This is a genomic window from Duganella sp. LjRoot269, assembly GCF_964254095.1.
In the GTDB taxonomy this organism is placed as follows: Bacteria; Pseudomonadota; Gammaproteobacteria; order Burkholderiales; family Burkholderiaceae_D; genus Rugamonas; species Rugamonas hordei.
In genome coordinates, this window is record NZ_CAXUSL020000001.1 from 4,079,302 (window position 1) to 4,096,983 (window position 17,682).

A 17,682-nucleotide genomic window follows, 5' to 3' on the forward strand; every position below is an offset into this window, starting at 1 on the left:
CCATGCGCGACCTGCTGTTTTTGGCCCACCGCATCCCTTTTCCTCCGAACAAGGGCGACAAGATCCGCGCCTATCACACGCTGCGTTACCTGCGGCAGCACTTCCGCGTCCACCTCGGCTGCTTCGTCGACGACGCCGCCGACCTCGCGTACGTGGAAGGCCTGGCCGCCGAGTGCGCCAGCAGTTGCTTCATCCGCCTGCATCCGCGCAGGGCCCGGCTAGCCAGCCTGCCGGCGCTGTGGCGTGGCGAAGCGCTCAGCCTGCCTTATTACCGCCATGCCGGCCTGCAGCGCTGGGTCGGCCAGACGCTGTCGCAATACCGTATCGCCACGGCGATGGCGTTCTCCGGGCCGATGGCGCAGTATCTGCCGGTCCGCACCGCGCACGGGCCGCTGGCGCGGGTGCTGGACCTGGTCGATGTCGACTCCGAAAAATGGCAGAACTACGCGGACAAGCGGCAATGGCCGTTGTCGTCGCTGTACCGGCGCGAAGGCCGCTGTCTGCTGGAATTTGAACGCGCAATGGCGCGCGGCGCGGAACAGGTGCTGCTGGTGTCGCGCGCCGAAGCCGCGCTGTTCAGGCTGCGCGCGCCGGAGTCCGCCCACAAGACTGGCCACTTCAACAATGGCGTCGACAGTGTGTATTTCTCGCCTCAGCCGTCGGTGCCGGATCCGTACGGCGGCGCGCGGGCGCTGGTGTTCACCGGCGCCATGGACTACCCGCCTAATATAGAAGCAGCCAGCTGGATGGCCGAGCGCATCATGCCCGCGCTGCGGTTGCAGTTTCCCGCGCTGCAATTCCATATCGTCGGCTCGCGCCCGGCCGCCGCGGTGCAGGCGCTGGCGAAGCGGCCCGGCATACACGTCAGCGGCACCGTGCCGGACGTGCGGCCCTACCTGCAGCACGCGGCGCTGGCGGTGGCGCCGCTGCAGATCGCGCGCGGCGTGCAGAACAAGATACTGGAAGCCATGGCGATGGAACGCACCGTGGTCGCCACGCCGCAGGCGCTGGAAGGCATTTCGGCGACGCCGGGAAGCGAAGTCATCAGCGCCTCCGGCGAAGGCGAATTCATCCGGCACATCAGCCGGCAACTGCTGTCGCCCGACGAGCTGGGCGTGGCCGCGCGGCGGCGCGTGCTGCTGGATTATCAATGGGAGCGCAATCTGCAACGGCTGGGCGCGGTGCTGGGCGTGGAGATGCCATCGCCCTCGCCATCCCCGGCGTCCTCCCCGGCGGAGTCGGCACCATGAGCGTCGCCACGACATTGCTGCCGGCGGCTGAACCGGAGCAGACGGAGCCGGCTCAACAGCCGCTGCCGCCACCTTCGGCCACGCGCTGGCGCTACGGCCTGCTGATCGTCGCGCTGTGTGCGCTGTTGGGCATGTATCTGCCGACGGCGGCCGCCATGGCCGAGATCTGGTGGCGTTCGCAAACCTTTGCCCACGGTTTTCTGATACTGCCGGTGTGCCTGTGGCTGGTCTGGCGCCAGCGCGACCGGCTGGCCGCCGTCCCCTGTCGGCCGTCGCCGCCGATGTTGCTGGTGCTGGCCGCGTTCGGCGCCACGTGGATGCTGGCCGCCGTCGCCAACGTGCAGGTGCTGCAGCAATATATGCTGGTGTCGATGCTTGCCGTGACGGTCGCCGCCGTGCTGGGGTGGCGCTATGCCGCCGCGATCGCTTTTCCGCTAGCCTATCTGCTGCTGGCGGTGCCGTTCGGCGAGGTCTTCATTCCGCCGCTGATCGAATTCACCACCCGCTTCACGGTGGGCGCGCTGCAGATGGTGGGCATACCCGTTTTCCAGGAAAACAATTATCTGGCTCTGCCCAGCGGCAACTGGTCGGTGGTCGAGGCCTGCAGCGGCCTGCGCTACCTGATCGCCTCGGTCGCGCTGGGCACGCTGTATGCCTACCTGACCTACCGCAGCCCGGTGCGGCGCGCGGCATTCATGGTGGTCGCCGTGGTGTTGCCGGTGCTGGCCAACGGCGTGCGCGCCTTCACCATCGTGCTGGTCGGCCACCTCAGCAACATGACGCTGGCGGTCGGCATCGACCACCTGATCTACGGCTGGGTGTTTTTCGGCCTGGTGTCGATGCTGATGTTCTGGACCGGCGCCCGCTGGCGCGAAGCCGCGCTGCCGCCGCCTGCCGAGTCGCCCGCGGCGACGGCGCCCTCGGCCACGCCGGCCGCCTTCGCCGCGATGGCGCTGGCGGCAGTGCTGGTGGCCGCCGTCTGGCCGCCGCTGGCCGGCACCGCCTTGCAAGCGGCGCCACCGGACCATGCACCGGAGGCCCGCTTGTCGCTGCTGCCGCCGCCTCCGCCGTGGCGCACCGCCGACATGGCGCCCAACGACTGGCATGTGCTGCACCGCGGCCAGCCGCAGCGCTGGCAGGCCAACTACCTCAATGGCGCCAGCAAGGTATCGCTGCAGCTGACCTGGTATCGCCACCAGTCCAAGGGCGATGAATTGCTGGCCCGCGTGTGGAACGCGCTGCCGCTCGACGGCCCCCAATGGAAGGAACTCGCCAGCGAACCGCGCACGGTGCGCGTCGGCAGCCGCAGCTTCACGGTGGAGCAAACCATCGTCCAGGCCGGTGCTGTCAAGCTGCTGGTGTGGCGCTGGTATCGCCAGGCCGGCGTCGACACCGACAGCCCCTTGCTGCTCAAGCTCTTGCTGGCGCGCAGCAAGCTGCTGGGCAGTGCCGACGGCGCCGCCGAAATCGCCCTCGCAGCCAGCTACGATGAACAGCCGGCCCAGGCCGCCGCAGCCATGCACAACCTGCTGACAGCCATGCTGCCCGCGATCGACCAGGGACTCGACCATGTCGCCGGCCGCTGACACCGAAAATCCACCTGTTGCGCCACTGATCGTCCACCTGATCCACAGGCTGGACGTGGGCGGCCTGGAAAACGGCCTGATCAACCTGATCAACAACCTGCCACCCGACCGCTACCGCCACGCCATCGTCTGCCTGCAGGATTACACCGACTACCATCTGCGCATTCGGCGGCCGGGCGTGGAAATCATCAGCATCAACAAGCGCGACGGCAAGGACTGGGGCCATTACCTGCGCCTGTTCCAGACCCTGAAGCGCTTGCGACCACTGCTGGTACATACCCGCAACCTGTCCGGCATCGAAGGCCAGCTGCTGGCGGCGGCGGCCGGCGTGCGGCTGCGCGTGCACGGCGAGCATGGACGCGACATGAACGACCTGCATGGCCTGAGCCGCAAATACCGCTTGCTGCGCAAGCTGCTGCGCCCGCTGATCGGCCACTTCATCGCCGTCAGCAAGGACCTGGAAGCATGGCTGATCGGCACCATCGGCGCCCGGCCGCAGCGCGTGACCCATATCTGCAACGGCGTCGACAGCCTGCAGTTCCATCCGCGCCTGGGCCCGCCGGCCGCCATCGGCCCGCCGGGCTTCCTGTGCGAGGACGCCTTCGTCATCGGCAGCGTGGGCCGCATGGTCGAGGTCAAGGATCACCTGTCGCTGGTGCAGGCCTTCGTGCTGCTGATCGCCCAGCATGCGTTGCCGCGCGACCAGCTGCGGCTGCTGATCGTCGGCGACGGCCCCTGCCGCCAGGCCTGCCTGGATCTGCTGCGCCAGGCCGGCATGAGCGAGCTGGCCTGGCTGCCGGGCGCGCGCGACGATATCCCGCAAATGCTGCGCGCCATGGACGTGTTCGTGCTGCCGTCGCTGGCCGAGGGCATGTCCAACACCATCCTGGAAGCGATGGCCACCGGCTTGCCGGTGGTCGCCACCGAGGTCGGCGGTAATTCCGACCTGGTCCATGGCGGCTGGACCGGCTCGCTGGTGCCGCCGCAATCGCCGGAGCTGCTGGCCGACGCCATCCTCGACTATTTCCATATGCCGGCCCTCGCCGCCAGCCACGGCCAGCGCGGCCGACGCCGTGTGCTGGCCGAATACAGCCTGGTGGCGATGGTCGATGCTTATCTTGCCGTCTACGACGCCCTCGCCGCTCCACCGCCACCTGATCGATGAAAGGACAGCCATGTGCGCCATCGCCGGAATTTATGACCTCCTCCGCCACCCGGATATCGACGCCAGCCTGCTGCTGGCGATGACCGACAGCCAGACCCATCGCGGCCCCGACCAGGGCGGCACGCACCTCGAAGCCGGCATCGGCCTGGGCCACCGGCGCTTGTCCATCATCGACCTGGGCGGCGGCCAGCAGCCGCTGTTCAACGAAGACCACAGCGTGGTGGTGGTCTACAACGGCGAGATCTACAACTTCCAGGCGCTGGCGCGCGAGCTGCAGCAGTTCGGCCACATCTTCCGCACCCACAGCGACACCGAGGTCATCGTGCACGCGTGGGAACAATGGGGCGAGCGCTGCGTCGAGCATTTCCGAGGCATGTTTGCCTTTGCGCTGTGGGACCGCCGGCAACAGGCGCTGTTCCTCGCGCGCGACCGGCTCGGCGTCAAGCCGCTGCACTACGCGCTGCTGGACGACGGGCAACTGCTGTTCGCCTCCGAGATGAAGGCGCTGCTGCTGCATCCGGGGCTGCGCCGCGAGCTCGACCCGCTGGCCGTGGAAGAGTATTTCGCCTACGGCTACATCCCCGAGCCGCGCACGATCTTCCGCCAGATCCGCAAGCTGGAACCCGGCCACACGCTGCTGCTGCGCAAGGGCGCCACGCTGGCCGCGCCGCGCCGCTACTGGGACATTCCCTTCGCCGTGCGGCAGCCGGCCAGCGAGGAGCAAGCCGCCGACGAGATGCTGGAGCGCCTGCGCGAAGCCGTGCGCATCCGGCTGGTGGCCGAGGTGCCGCTGGGCGCCTTCCTCTCCGGCGGCGTCGACTCCAGCGCCGTCGTGGCGATGATGGCGCGCGAGTCGGCCGAGCCGGTCAACACCTGCTCGATCTCCTTCGGCGACCCGCAATACGATGAAACGCCGTACGCCAACATGGTGGCCGAGCGCTACCGCACCCGCCACCACAGCCAGCGCGTGGAGCAGCACGAGATCAGCCTGGTCGACCGCTTGGCCGGCCTGTACGACGAGCCGTATGCCGACAGCTCGGCCCTGCCGACCTACCGCGTGTGCGGACTGGCGCGCCAGCGGGTGACGGTGGCCTTGTCCGGCGACGGCGGCGACGAGAACCTGGCCGGCTACCGCCGCTATCGCTACCACGTGCACGAAGAGCGCTTGCGCAGCATGCTGCCGCTGGGCGTGCGCAAGCCGTTGTTCGGCACGCTGGGACGGCTCTATCCCAAGGCCGACTGGGCGCCGCGTCCGCTGCGCGCCAAAACCACCTTCGAAGGGCTGGCGCGCGATTCGGTGGCGGCCTATTTCCACGGCATCTCGCTGATGAGCGACACCATGCGCGGCGCGCTGTTCAGCCCGGAACTGAAGCGGCAGCTGGGCGGCTACCAGGCGGTCGAGGTGCTGCGCCGCCACGCGGCCAACTGCCCCAGCGACCATCCGCTGTCGCGCGTGCAGTACCTGGACCTGAAGACCTACCTGCCCGGCGACATCCTGACCAAGGTCGACCGCGCCAGCATGGCCCACGGCCTGGAGGTGCGTGTGCCGCTGCTCGATCATCAACTGGTCGAATGGATGTCCAGCCTGCCGCCGACGCTCAAGCTGCGCGGCGGTGTCGGCAAATACCTGTTCAAGCGCGGCCTCGAGCAATTGCTGCCGCGCGAACTGCTGTACCGCAACAAGATGGGCTTCTCGGTGCCGCTGGCCGAATGGTTCCGCGGTCCGCTGCGGGCGCATCTGGAGAGCAGCCTCGGCAGCCCGGTGCTGGCCGACTGCGGCATGTTCAACCTCGGCTACGTGCGCGAGCTGGTGGCGCAGCACCTGTCCGGCCGGCGCGATCACAGCGCTGCGCTGTGGTCGTTGTTGATGTTCGAATCGTTCCTGCGCCAATTGCCCGCCGCGGCGCCGCGCAACCTGATCAGGCAGGCCGCATGAAACAGCCACTACACGTACTGCACATCCTCGACCACTCGCTGCCGCTGCACAGCGGCTACACCTTCCGCACGCTGGCGATCCTGCGCCAGCAGCGCGCGCTGGGCTGGCGCACCACTCACCTGACCAGCGCCAAGCAAGGCGACGCGGCGGCGCAGGAAGTCGATGGCTGGCACTTCCTGCGCACGCCGCCGCTGCGGGCCTGGTGGACGGCGCTGCCGGTGCTGGGCCAGCTGGGCGTGGTCATCGGACTGTACCGGCGCCTGCTGCAAGTCGCGGCGACGACCAAGCCGCATATCCTGCACGCCCACTCGCCGGCGCTGAACGCCCTGGCCGCGTTGCGCGTCGGCAGCAAACTAGGCATCCCGGTGGTCTACGAAATCCGCGCATTCTGGGAAGACGCCGCCGTCGACCACGGCACCAGCCGTGCTGGCGGCCTGCGCTACCGCATCTCGCGCGCGCTGGAAAGCCACGTGCTGCGCCGCGCCGACGCCGTCACCACCATCTGCGAAGGCTTGCGCACCGACATCGTCGCGCGCGGCATCGCGGCGACCAAGGTCACCGTCATTCCGAATTCTGTCGACAGCGTGCTATTTCCGCAGGCCCGCCCACCGGACGGAGCGTTGGCCCGTTCGCTGGGCCTGGGCGGCGGTCCGGTGCTGGGTTTTCTCGGCTCGTTCTACGCCTACGAAGGCCTGGCGTTGCTGATCGGCGCCATGCCGCGCATGCTGGCCGTGCTGCCGGGACTGCAACTGCTGCTGGTCGGCGGCGGCCCGCAGGACCTGGCGCTGCGCGCGCTGGTGGCCAAGCTGGGCCTGCAAGGCAAGGTCATCTTCAGCGGCCGCGTGGCGCACGACAAGGTCGCCGATTATTATGGGTTGACCGACATCCTGGTCTATCCGCGCCTGCCGATGCGGCTCACCGAACTGGTCACGCCGCTCAAGCCGCTGGAAGCGATGGCGCAGGGGTTGCTGGTCGTGGCCTCCGATGTCGGCGGCCACCGGGAACTGGTCCAGCACGGCAAGACCGGCATCCTGTTCAAGGCCGGCGACGCCGAAGCGTTGGCGGAACAAGTGATACAGCTGGTGCGCCAGGCCGATACCTGGCCCTTGCTGCGCCGGCAAGCGCGCGCCTACGTCGAGAGCGAGCGCAACTGGGCCGCCAGCGTCGCGCGCTATGGCCCGATCTACCAGCGCCTCACGGCGCAAGCGTCATGAGCCGTCCGCCTTGCAATGACAGCAGCACCGTCGCCATGGCCGGGCTGCGCATCGCGCTGATCGGCCCGCTGCCGCCGCCGGCCGGCGGCATGGCCAACCAGACGGTCCAGCTGCACGCCCTGCTGCGCGCGGCCGGCGCCGAGGTCGAGCTGGTGCGCGTCAATCCACCGTGGGCGCCGCACTGGGTTGCCGGCATCCGCGGCCTGCGCGCCGCACTGCGCCTGCCGCCCTACCTGTGGCGGCTTTGGCAAGCCGCCGGACAGGCGCAACTGCTGCACGTGATGGCCAATTCCGGCTGGTCGTGGCATCTGTACGCGGCGCCGGCGATCTGGATCGGCCGTCTGCGTGGCAAAGGCGTGGTGGTCAACTATCGCGGCGGCGAGGCCGAGGCCTTCCTGGCCCGCAGTGCCGGCCTGGTCGGCTTCAGCATCCGCCGCGCGCACGCGGTCGTCGTGCCGTCGGCCTTCCTGTCCGGCGTGTTCGGGCGGCACGACATGGCCACGCAAATCGTGCCCAACATCGTCGACCTGCAGCGTTTTGGGCCGGCCCGAAATATGCCGGGGCGGGGTGAAATCCTGATCGCCCGTCATCTGGAAGCGCTGTACGACCATGCCACGGCGCTGCGCGCCTTCGCGCTGGTGCGGCGCGAACTGCCGCGATCCCGGCTGACCATTTGCGGCGAAGGCCCCGAGCTTGAACGCTTGAAACAGCTGTCGCGGGAACTGCGGCTGGACGACGCCGTGCACTTCGCCGGCAAGACCGGCCACGCCGCGATGGCCGGGATCTACCGGCGCAGCGACCTGATGCTCAATCCCAGCCTGGCCGACAACATGCCCAATTCCGTGCTGGAAGCCTGGGCCAGCGGCGTGCCGGTGGTCAGCACCAATGTCGGCGGCATTCCGCATCTGATCAGCGACCAGGTCACCGGCCTGCTGGTGCCGCCCGGCGACCATGCCGCCATGGCGCAGGCGATGCTGACCGTGCTGCGCGACCGGGAGCTGGCCAAAGCACTATCGTCGGCCGGCCTCGACGAAGCCCGCCGCTATACATGGAACAATGTCGCGCCTTTGCTGATGGCGCAATACCGCCGCGTGCTGAAGCGTCCGCCGGCCTTCGGCTACACGGCGCTGGTGTCCTCGCTGCTGTTCCCCGTGCATGAGCTGCTCAAGCGGCACCGCAGCGTCGCCCTGCGGCGGCGCATGGAGCACACCCAGTGGTGGCCGCAGGCGCAATTGCAAGAATTGCAGCTGCAGCGCCTGCGCGCCCTGCTGCTGCATGCCTCCGAGCACGTGCCGTATTTCCGCCAGCTGTATGCACGCATCGATTTCGACGCCAGCCAGGTCAGGGACTTGAGCGCGCTGCGCCGCCTGCCCATCCTGAACAAGGCCGACATCAACGGCGGCCGCGACGACTTCATCGCCGACAACGCCGGTCCGCTGCAGCGCTTCAACACGGGCGGCTCCAGCGGCGAGCCACTGATCTTCTACCAGGGCAAGGAGCGCGTCAGCCATGACGTCGCCGCCAAGTGGCGTGCCACGCGCTGGTGGGGCGTCGACATCGGCGATCCCGAAGCCCTGATGTGGGGCTCGCCGATCGAGCTCAACGCGCAGGACCGCTGGCGCAGCCGCCGCGACCGGCTGCTGCGCAGCCTGCTGTTGCCGGCGTTCGATCTGTCCGCCGCGCGGCTGGATGACTATCTGGACAAGTTGCGGCGCCAGCGTCCGGCGATGCTGTTCGGCTATCCGTCTGCCATGTGCGTGCTGGTGCGGCACGCGCAGACGCGCGGCGTCAAGCTGGACGGACTGGGCGTCAAAGTCGTGTTCGTCACCGCCGAGCGCCTGTACGACGAGCAGCGCAGCCTGCTGGAGAATGCGTTCGCCGCGCCGGTCGCCAACGGCTACGGCGGCCGCGACGCCGGTTTTCTCGCCCACGAGTGTCCGGAAGGCGGGCTGCACATCACGGCCGAAGACGTGATCATTGAAATCGTCGATGCGCAGGGCGCGCCGGTGGCGCCGGGTGACAGCGGCGCCATCGTCGTCACCCACCTGGCCAGCGCGGATTTCCCGTTCATCCGCTACGCCACCGGCGACGTGGGCGCGCTTGACACCCGCCAGTGCCCATGCGGACGCGGCCTGCCCTTGCTGAAACGGGTCGAGGGCCGGGTCACCGATTTCGTCGTCGCGCTCGACGGCACCGTCATGCACGGTCTGGCGCTGATCTACGTGCTGCGCGACCTGCCGCAGGTACGCGCCTTCAAGATCATCCAGGAAAGCCTGGAACTCACCCGCGTGCTGCTGGTGAGCGTGGACGGCTTGCCGCAGGCCGTGCACCTGAGCATCGTCAGCCAGTTCCGCGCGCGCCTGGGTGCGACGGTAAGCATATCGATCGAGGAAGTAGCGGAGATTCCGGCGGAAGCGTCCGGAAAACACCGTTATGTCGTCAGTAAAATCGCCGCCAAATAAAGAGATACCAACATGCCTATACTTGCCTATGCCGTCGTGACTTTGTTGCTGGCGATCACGCTCTACACGCTGCACAAGCTGCGGCGCGTGCACATCCTGCTGCACGATTTCCGCGACCAAAGCCGCAACGACCAGGTCGGCATGTTCCGGCAACTGGAGGCGCTGCAAGGCCTGTACATCGAGCTGGACATGAAGAAAAGCCTGCCGCCGACGCGCGGCTGGGCGGCGTCGCCGGACTTCCTGCTGGAAGTGGCGCGCCAGGCGCGCACCATGCCCGGCGCAACCGTGGTTGAATGCAGCAGCGGCACGTCGACGCTGGTGCTGGCCCGGTGCATGCAGCTGAACGGCGCCGGCAAGGTCTACAGCCTGGAGCACGACGCTCATTTCGCCGCGCAAACCCGCGCCCAGTTGCGCCGGCTCGGCCTGCAGGAATGGGCGCAGGTGGTCGACGCGCCCTTGCAGCCTTACAATCTGGATGGGCAGTCGTGGCCCTGGTATGACCTGTCCGGATTGCCTACCCAGCTGAATATCGACCTGCTGGTCATCGACGGCCCGCCGCTGGCCACGCGCACGCTGGCGCGCTATCCGGCCGGCCCCTTGCTGTTCCCGAAGCTGAACGCCGGCGCCGCCGTCTACCTGGACGACTCGGCACGTCGCGATGAACAGTCGATTTTGCGGCGCTGGCAAGAAGAATTCCCAGCGCTGGCGCAATCGGCCAGCAGCTGCGAGAAAGGCTGCGCGGTGCTGCGCAAGTCCTAGTGTTCCGCCACGATCGCCCGCACCATCCGGGTTTCTTCCGGATGTTGCAGCTGGTAGCGGTCGCGTCCCATGTGTCCCTGCGCGAGGTGGGCGGCGATGGTCGCTGGCGTCAGCTCCACGCCAAAGTCGTCCGGCACGCCGGCGCCGTCTCCGAACATGCGGCTCAATATCATCTGCCCGACATTCTTGCGGTAGTGGGATGGTTCCCAGTAATACACCATGTCCGGCCTGCTGCTAACCTGCGGTATCGACTCCGTGGTCACGCTGTTGAACCCTGAAAAATCGTAAATCCTTACGTCGCAGCCGCGCGCGCGGTGCCGGGCGCCGAGATCGGCCAGTTGCGTCTGCCAATTTTCCAGTTCCGGCCACTTGCCGGCCCAATACAAGGCGTCGCTGGTCATCGCATGGGTGGGGTTGACGTACAGCCGCACGCTGGTCCCTCCACGGCATAGCCCGGCCACGCTGTCGTCCAGCGCCTGCATGGCCTCGGCCGTCGGGCCGGTGCCGCGGATGTATTCCCGCACGCGCGGCACGATGGCGGTCTTGGTCCCGCCCCAGCCATCGATACGTTCGCGCATGCAGACGTCGTCGCGCTGGCCTTGCAGAGCAAGACTGGAGCGGCAATTGCCGCTGAACGTGCCCTTCAGCAGACGGATCGAATCGGCCGTCATGTCCAGCGTGACCGCCCGTTTAAGGTTGAGCAAGGCGCGCCGCCACAGATACAGCGGCCCCTTGGCCACCAGCTCGCGGTCGAAGTCGGTATTGCCGATCTCCATCGAGAAGGACGGTGCGTCGATGCCCCACGCCACGGCTTTCAGGTTGCCCACGGTCGCCGCATGGCGCACCATCGCCATGGCGTCGCTGAGGGAGGCGCCGGACAGGGCGCCGTTGAACACCTCCTGTCCGGCAAACGCGGCGATCCCGGTCGGCAGGCCCAGCTCAGTGCGAGAATTGCCGACATAGACGATCGCGGGCTTGAATCGCGCCAGCGCATAAGTCTTGCCCCAGGCGCTGAGCCGCTCCCGGCCCGGCTGCATGCGCTGCAGCTCCGGCGTGTTCCATTGATGGATCAGATAGGGATCCAGTTGATAGTTGAGCGCCGCCACCGTGCCGATCACCGCCGCGCTGCAGGCGACCAGGATCGTCACGTAGCTACGCCATTCCGCGTTCGAGTGTGTGCTCATGATCAGAATTGAAAGTATAGGAATTCGCTGACCCGGTTCATGCTGAACACGCAGCCCAGGAACAGCAACGAGAACGCCAGGCTCCACGCCATGCGCGGACGCCAAGCCCACAGCAGGCTGCCCTTGCGATGAAAGATCTGTTCGACGCAGGGCGCGTAATGGCGGAAAATTTCTTGCGTATTCGGCGCGACGAACGCCAGCAACATCGCCAGCAGCAATACCGGAATGCCGGCGCCGCTGAAATCGATCCAGCGTATGCCGGTGAAACTGGCGTGCGCCGGCAGATACGCCGCGTAGGCGGTCAGGCCGTGCGGCAAGGCCAGCCCGTTGGCACCCACCATGCCGCTCAGGACGCCGCCGGCCGTTTCCAGGTCGGGCGCGCGGAACACCACCCACGCGGCCAGCACCGCCAGGAAGGTCAGCGCCCTGCCCCACAGGCGCGGCGCCCGCTGGCCGACGAGTGCGGTCCAGCCCTGGTGCGCGACCAGATACAGGCCGTGCAAGCCGCCCCAGACGACGAACGACCAGCCGGCGCCGTGCCACAGGCCGCCCAGCAGCATGGTCAGCATCAGGTTGCGGACGCGGCGCGCGGCGCCATGGCGGTTGCCGCCCAGCGGCACGTATAAATAGTCGCGCAGGAAACGCGACAGCGTCATGTGCCAGCGCCGCCAGAACTCGGCGATGTTGGCCGCCTGGTACGGCGAATTGAAGTTCAGCGGCAGCTTCACGCCGAACAGCCGCGACAGGCCGATCGCCATGTCGGAATAGCCGGAAAAATCGAAATATAGCTGGAACGCATAGGCCAGCGCGCCTATCCACGCCTCCACCAGCTGCGGATGCGCGCCCGCCGCGAACACCGGCGCGACCAGCGTCGACAGCGGATCGGCCAACAGCACCTTCTTGGCCAGCCCCATGACGAAAATCGACAGGCCGACGGCAAAGTCTGCCGCATGCAGGCCGGGACGCTGCTCGAATTGTGGCATCATCTCCTTGTGGTGCAACACCGGCCCCGCGATCAGGTGCGGGAAATAGCTGACGAACAAAGTGTAATGCCAAAACCTGTATTCGCCGGCCAGGCCGCGATAGCAATCGACCAGGAATGCGATCTGCGTGAAGGTGAAGAAGGATATGCCGATCGGCAGCACCACCGCCCAGCCATGCAGATGCGTGTGCGCCAGCGCGTTGACGCTGTCGAGGAAGAAATTGGCGTACTTGTAGTAGCCCAGCAGCAGCAGGTTGGCCGTCAGAGCAAGCACCAGCCAGCGCTTGCGGTTGGCGGGCGTCGCCGCGACGATGCGCCGCGCCGCCAGGTAATTGAAGACGATGGACGCCATCAGCAAGGGCAGATAGCGCACGTCCCAATAGCCGTAGAAGAACAGCGAGGCCAGCGCCAGCCAGCCGGTCGCCCAGCGCGGCCGCCAGCGCGCCAACACCGCATACCCGGCCAGCACCAGCGGCAGGTACAGGAACAGGAAGCTGAAGGAATTAAACAACACGGCAAGCCTCCTGCTGTTGCACCTCGGTGTAGCAGGCGACGATCTGCTCGGCCACCCGTTGCCAACTGTAGCGCTCGACCAGCGCCCGCACGGCTGCGCGCTCGGGCGGACGCTCGGCCAGCTGCGTCAGCGCCAGCCGCATACCGGCGCTGTCCTTCCAGCGCAGCTGCTTCAGTGCAAAAGCGCTGTCGGGCAGGCTGAGCGCGCTTTCGTCGGTCATGACGACCGGCGTGCCGGCCGCCAGCGCCTCCAGCACCGATAGCGGAAACACCTCGCCCTGGCTGGGCAGCGCCAGTACCGAGGCGGCGGCATAGGCGCTGGCCAGCAGCGGATCGGCATGGTCCAGCTGTCCCAGCCAGCGCACGCGCGGCGTCGCCAGCAGCTGCTGCAGATAGCCCTGGTGCTGGCGCTGGGCTCGCCCTATCAGCACCACCGGCAAGCCGGTGCCGGCCAGGGCCTGCAGCAGTCCCAGCTGATTCTTGTACGGGGAAATCGCCCCGACCATCAGCACGAAGGGGCCGCTCAGGCCGGTATGCTGGCGAAACTTGTCCGGCTGGGCGTCGAAGAAATGCGGGCTGATGCCATTTGGCAGCACGCGTACTTTTTCCCTCGGTGTATGGAATGCGCGGACGATGGCGTCCCGCTCGGCCGCGCCCAGCGCGATCACCAGCTGCGACAGCTGCAGCGCGCGCTTGATCTGCGCGTAGCTGGTTTGCACGTTCCAGCCGGTGATCCTGCCGGCCAGGCGATCGGCCAGGCGCGCGCGCATGCCGTCCAGCCGGCTCCAGCCGGGAGACAGCACGGCCGACAGGACCAGCGGCACGCCCAGCTCCGCCGCCAGCTCCACCAGTCGGTGGTTGCCGTTGATGGCGGAGAACACATGGATCAGATCGAACTGATCCAGCCGCTGCCGGTTCGGATCGACCAGTTCCACCCGCAAGCCGGGCACCGACAGCCGCTGCAACGCCGCGATGGTCGAACTTACCTGTATCTGCAAGCCGCCCTCGCGCTGGAACAGCATCGGATAGGAGAGGATGCCCACGCGCATAAATGATCCTTTACGGTAGTTTGCCGAGCAAGGCCAGCGCCTTGCGCCCGGCCAGCGTGCATTCGGCGGCCAGCTCATGTTGGAAGAACAGGATCGCCGCCAGCCACGGCAGCAAGGCGCACAGCGCCGCGGCCAGTAGTTGCGGCAACGGATGCGTCAATGAAAACGGCTGCCAGGCCATCAAGCCCAGCGGCCCCGCCAGGCTGACGGCGGCGACCAGCGCGCTGCGGCGCACCGCGCTCAGCAATGCAGGGAACTGCAGACCGGTCAGCCGATGCAGCGTCAGCCAGGTCCAGCCGCTGCGGAAGACGGCACCGACCACCACCGCGAACGCCACCCACTTCAAACCGAAAGGCGCCGCCAGCAGCACAGCCACGACGCGCACCGGCACCGACAAGGCGTCCAGCCTGGCTTGCGCGCCGACCTCGCCCATCGCCACGAACAGGTAGCGCGACATGCTGAACATGCTATACAAGGCGCTCGATACGCAGATGATGCGTATCAAGGGTACGCAGGCATCCCACTGGTCGCCGTACAGCACACGCACCACGGCCGGTGCCATGATCGCGACGAAGCCGAAAAACGGCCAGGCCAGCGCGGTCACGTAGCTGATGGTGGTCAGGTAGGCTTGCCGCAAGTCCTGGCCGGAGCGCGCCTGCGCTGAAAACAGCGGGAAGATCACCGGCGAGATCGCGCTGGTCACCAGCTGGTTGAAGACATTGATCACACCCTGCGCCTTGCCGAAAATGCCGACTTCCGCCACGCCGATCATCTTGCCGACGATCAGGTCCGGCGCAGCCACGCCCAGCTCGTCGGCAACGCTGCCGGCGGTGGTGATCGAGCCGAACGACAGGATGCGCCCCATGCCGCGCCGCGCCGGCAGCCAGGGCAAGCCCTGCGGCCGACAGCAGATGCTGGCCAGCAGCGACGCCGCGGTTCCCGCCACCGCGCCCCACACCAGGCTCAGATAGCTGTAGCCGGCCAGCGCCATGCCCACCGAGCACGCCAGCTGGGCCAAAGTGCTGCAAGTGTTGATCGTGAAAATCGACGAGAAGCGCATCTGCCGCCGCAGATAAGGCAAGGCCACGGAACTGAACGGTATCAGCAGGAAGTTGATCGACAGCAGTTGCAACACCGTGCTCAGGCGCGGGTCGTGGTAGAACCGCGCCGCCACGCCGCTGCCGCCGAGGATCACAGCGGCCAGCAGCCAGGCGACGAAGATGCTGGTGCCGAGCGCGGCGCGCAGCTTGTCCTCGGTCAGGTTCTTCTCCTGGATCACGTAGGGGCCGACGCCGAAATCACGCACCGCCTGCGCCAGGCCCGCCAGCACGGCGCCGACCGAATAGACGCCGATCTCGGCCGGCGTCAGCAGTCGCGCCAGTATCATCGTGCCGACCGTATTGAGCAGCAGCAGCGTGTATTTCTCTGCAAACGAGACGGCGAAGGATAGACGGGCGCGCATCAGATCAGACCATCGTAAAACGCGTGCACCAGCTTGCCGACCACGGCGGTGCTGTAGCGCTCCACCGCCTCGGACCTGCCCTGCCGCCCCAGCCTCGCGCGGCGCTCCGGGTCGGCCAGCAGCCGGGCGATGATGGCCGCCGCCACCGGCACGTCGTCCGCCGGCACCAGCAGGCCGCCGCCGCTGTCGCGCAGGATGTCTGCGCTGCCGGGCACGTCCGTGGCGACCACCGGCACGCCGCAGGCCATGGCCTCGATGGTGGCGATGCCGAAACCCTCGTTGCGGCTCATCAGGACATGCAGGTCCAGCGCCGGCAGCAAGGTTTCAACCGCCGGCACAAAGCCGGTGAACACCACGTAAGGCGCCACGCCCGCCAGCCTGGCCTGCTCGCGCAACATCGCTTCCAGCGGCCCGCTGCCGGCCATCAGCAGATATAGATGCGCATATTGGCGCCGCAGCAGGATGAACAGTTCCAGCAGCAGCGCGGGGCGTTTTTGAACCGACAGGCGCCCGACCGCGCCGATCACCAGAGCGTCCGGCGGCAGGCCCAGGCGCTGCCTGGCCGCGTCGCGCAGCCCGGCCGACGGCTGGAACCGCTCGGTGTCGACCGAGTTCGGTATCACCGCCAGCCGCGCGGATTCCGGCAGGTAGGGCCGATAGATCGCCATGAAATGCGCCAGCGCCGACGGCGACACCGCGTACACGCCGCGCACGGCGGCAAAGGCCTGGCGCAGCAGCGGCTGGTGCCAGGCGCTGATGTCGGCCGGCGGGAAGGCGTTGTGCACGCTGAGCACCGCCGGCAGCCGGCAATGCCGGGCCAGCCACAGCACCGACGCGCCGTAATTGGTCCAGCACAGGGCCACGTGCACCAGGTCCGCCCGGAACGCCTTCAACCGGTGCGCCGCCCACAGCCGGGAACGCAGCAGGTTCCAGCGCCGCCATTGCCACTGCTCGAAGAACGCGGGCGGGTCGAATTCCGCCAGCGGGATCTGCTCGCCGGCCAGTTGCGCGGTCCAGGCGTCGAAGCCGACAAAACGCCGCAGCGCCAGGCTGCCGCTCACGCCGGCCGATCGCAGATAGCGCACTTCCTGCGCCATGCGCAGCTCCATGCCGCCCAACTCGCCGGAATAGCTGGTCATCAGGACGTGCTTGCCGGGCCGGCGCCGGCCCAGCCGCGATTCGAAAAAGTAGCCGCGCAGATAGGCCAGCTCCCAGCGATGCTGGAACAGCCGGTCGGCATCGCCCAGCACACGGGCGCGCAGGTATCCGGCGCACTCCTTCAGGTAGCGCAGCTGCATCCAGCGCGGCACCCCCAGCCATTCGGGGAAGGTGCCCGGACTGTCCTGGCGATACTTGCCGCGGCCGAAACGCCACGCCTTTTCCAGCACATACTCGGTGCTCAGCTGATGCGCGCGGATATGATGGGCAACGCGGGCCGACTTGCAAAACCACGAACGGTAGCCGGCCTGGCCCAGCCTGCGGGTCAGCTCGGTTTCGCTGCCCATCGCATAGGCGCCGCCGTTGGGGCCGATCGACGTGTCGTAGCGGTAGCCGGCTTCGAACACCGAGCGCCGGATCGCCATGTTGGCACCCCACACGAGGCCGGGGAATACCGGACCGTCGGGCAACGCGGCCGATGTCAAGCCATAGGTCAGGCCGGTCGGCACCAGGCGCGGCAGCCACTCCGGCGGAGGTTCCGCCCAGTCCGGCTCGATGGCGCCGCCGAACACCGCGTACTCCGGATGGGCGTTGGCGCAACCCTGCCACTGCACCAGCCAATCGGACGCCGGCGTCGCGTCGTCGTCGCTGAACACGAACAGCTCGTCGGCTGCCGGCCCGGCTTCGCGCAGCAGATATTCCAGCGCCAGGTTCAGTGCCGCATTCTTGCCGGCGATCGGCGTGTGCAGCAGGCGCAGCGGCAAGCACTCCGCGTACGAGCTGACCAGCGCGGCGCTGCCGTCGTTGCTGCCGTTGTCGACCACCAGCACGCGCCAGCCGCCGGCGGGTGCCTGCAGGCGACAATAAGCATCCAACACTTTCGGCAATGTCGAAGCGCCATTGCAGGTGGCCATGAGAACGGTCAACAAGGGCGCATCTCCTGTGTCCTATGATTGCAGCTG

At 67.7% G+C, this 17,682-nt stretch carries 12 protein-coding genes; 7 read left to right on the top strand and 5 right to left on the bottom strand.

The window, feature by feature from the left end; all coding sequences use genetic code 11:
• The first annotated feature begins 2 nt into the window (after positions 1-2).
• The 7 genes from ACSQ3S_RS18245 to ACSQ3S_RS18275 are packed head-to-tail and all read left to right on the top strand — an operon-like array spanning position 3 to position 10,372.
• Complete coding sequence (locus ACSQ3S_RS18245) at positions 3-1,250, top strand: TIGR03087 family PEP-CTERM/XrtA system glycosyltransferase (protein ID WP_436143295.1); 1,248 nt, start codon at positions 3-5, stop codon at positions 1,248-1,250.
• The gene (gene xrtA, locus ACSQ3S_RS18250; protein ID WP_436143296.1) at positions 1,247-2,836 is read left to right on the top strand and encodes an exosortase A; all 1,590 of its coding nucleotides are present in this window, start codon (positions 1,247-1,249) and stop codon (positions 2,834-2,836) included. Before ACSQ3S_RS18245 ends, xrtA begins: the two co-directional genes overlap by 4 nt.
• Positions 2,820-4,001: a TIGR03088 family PEP-CTERM/XrtA system glycosyltransferase gene (locus ACSQ3S_RS18255; protein WP_436143297.1), complete on the top strand. Its 1,182-nt coding sequence runs from the start codon at positions 2,820-2,822 to the stop codon at positions 3,999-4,001. Before xrtA ends, ACSQ3S_RS18255 begins: the two co-directional genes overlap by 17 nt.
• 10 nt (positions 4,002-4,011) lie before the next feature.
• Positions 4,012-5,937, top strand: a complete 1,926-nt coding sequence (locus ACSQ3S_RS18260; RefSeq protein ID WP_436143298.1) for an XrtA/PEP-CTERM system amidotransferase — start codon at positions 4,012-4,014, stop codon at positions 5,935-5,937.
• Complete coding sequence (locus ACSQ3S_RS18265; RefSeq protein ID WP_436143299.1) at positions 5,934-7,151, top strand: TIGR04063 family PEP-CTERM/XrtA system glycosyltransferase; 1,218 nt, start codon at positions 5,934-5,936, stop codon at positions 7,149-7,151. Before ACSQ3S_RS18260 ends, ACSQ3S_RS18265 begins: the two co-directional genes overlap by 4 nt.
• The gene (locus tag ACSQ3S_RS18270; protein ID WP_436143300.1) at positions 7,148-9,613 is read left to right on the top strand and encodes a glycosyltransferase; all 2,466 of its coding nucleotides are present in this window, start codon (positions 7,148-7,150) and stop codon (positions 9,611-9,613) included. The genes ACSQ3S_RS18265 and ACSQ3S_RS18270 overlap by 4 nt, the downstream gene beginning before the upstream one ends.
• 12 nt (positions 9,614-9,625) lie before the next feature.
• Complete coding sequence (locus ACSQ3S_RS18275; protein ID WP_176650843.1) at positions 9,626-10,372, top strand: class I SAM-dependent methyltransferase; 747 nt, start codon at positions 9,626-9,628, stop codon at positions 10,370-10,372.
• Here ACSQ3S_RS18275 and ACSQ3S_RS18280 read toward each other — a convergent pair.
• The 5 genes from ACSQ3S_RS18280 to ACSQ3S_RS18300 are packed head-to-tail and all read right to left on the bottom strand — an operon-like array spanning position 10,369 to position 17,649.
• Positions 10,369-11,556, bottom strand: coding sequence for a hypothetical protein (locus ACSQ3S_RS18280; RefSeq protein ID WP_436143301.1), 1,188 nt, complete (start codon positions 11,554-11,556; stop codon positions 10,369-10,371). The two genes, ACSQ3S_RS18275 and ACSQ3S_RS18280, sit on opposite strands and share 4 nt — an antisense overlap.
• Before the next feature lie 2 nt (positions 11,557-11,558).
• Positions 11,559-13,052: an MBOAT family O-acyltransferase gene (locus ACSQ3S_RS18285; RefSeq protein WP_436143302.1), complete on the bottom strand. Its 1,494-nt coding sequence runs from the start codon at positions 13,050-13,052 to the stop codon at positions 11,559-11,561.
• A complete protein-coding gene (locus tag ACSQ3S_RS18290; RefSeq protein WP_436143303.1) occupies positions 13,042-14,100 on the bottom strand; it encodes a glycosyltransferase in 1,059 nt (352 codons plus the stop codon). The genes ACSQ3S_RS18285 and ACSQ3S_RS18290 overlap by 11 nt, the downstream gene beginning before the upstream one ends.
• A 10-nt stretch (positions 14,101-14,110) precedes the next feature.
• Complete coding sequence (locus ACSQ3S_RS18295) at positions 14,111-15,562, bottom strand: lipopolysaccharide biosynthesis protein (RefSeq protein WP_436143304.1); 1,452 nt, start codon at positions 15,560-15,562, stop codon at positions 14,111-14,113.
• On the bottom strand, positions 15,562-17,649 hold the full coding sequence (locus ACSQ3S_RS18300; RefSeq protein ID WP_436143305.1) for a glycosyltransferase: 2,088 nt from the start codon (positions 17,647-17,649) through the stop codon (positions 15,562-15,564). The genes ACSQ3S_RS18295 and ACSQ3S_RS18300 overlap by 1 nt, the downstream gene beginning before the upstream one ends.
• Between the last annotated feature and the right edge of the window lie 33 nt (positions 17,650-17,682).

Bases quoted from the DNA above. Each gene is read 5' to 3' on its own strand.
- ACSQ3S_RS18255 (WP_436143297.1), top strand. From the start codon at position 2,820: ATGTCGCCGGCCGCTGACACCGAAAATCCACCTGTTGCGCCACTGATC.
- ACSQ3S_RS18295 (WP_436143304.1), bottom strand. From the start codon at position 15,562: ATGCGCGCCCGTCTATCCTTCGCCGTCTCGTTTGCAGAGAAATACACG.
- xrtA (WP_436143296.1), top strand. From the start codon at position 1,247: ATGAGCGTCGCCACGACATTGCTGCCGGCGGCTGAACCGGAGCAGACG.
- ACSQ3S_RS18245 (WP_436143295.1), top strand. From the start codon at position 3: ATGCGCGACCTGCTGTTTTTGGCCCACCGCATCCCTTTTCCTCCGAAC.
- ACSQ3S_RS18280 (WP_436143301.1), bottom strand. From the start codon at position 11,556: ATGAGCACACACTCGAACGCGGAATGGCGTAGCTACGTGACGATCCTG.
- ACSQ3S_RS18265 (WP_436143299.1), top strand. From the start codon at position 5,934: ATGAAACAGCCACTACACGTACTGCACATCCTCGACCACTCGCTGCCG.
- ACSQ3S_RS18275 (WP_176650843.1), top strand. From the start codon at position 9,626: ATGCCTATACTTGCCTATGCCGTCGTGACTTTGTTGCTGGCGATCACG.
- ACSQ3S_RS18290 (WP_436143303.1), bottom strand. From the start codon at position 14,100: ATGCGCGTGGGCATCCTCTCCTATCCGATGCTGTTCCAGCGCGAGGGC.
- ACSQ3S_RS18260 (WP_436143298.1), top strand. From the start codon at position 4,012: ATGTGCGCCATCGCCGGAATTTATGACCTCCTCCGCCACCCGGATATC.
- ACSQ3S_RS18270 (WP_436143300.1), top strand. From the start codon at position 7,148: ATGAGCCGTCCGCCTTGCAATGACAGCAGCACCGTCGCCATGGCCGGG.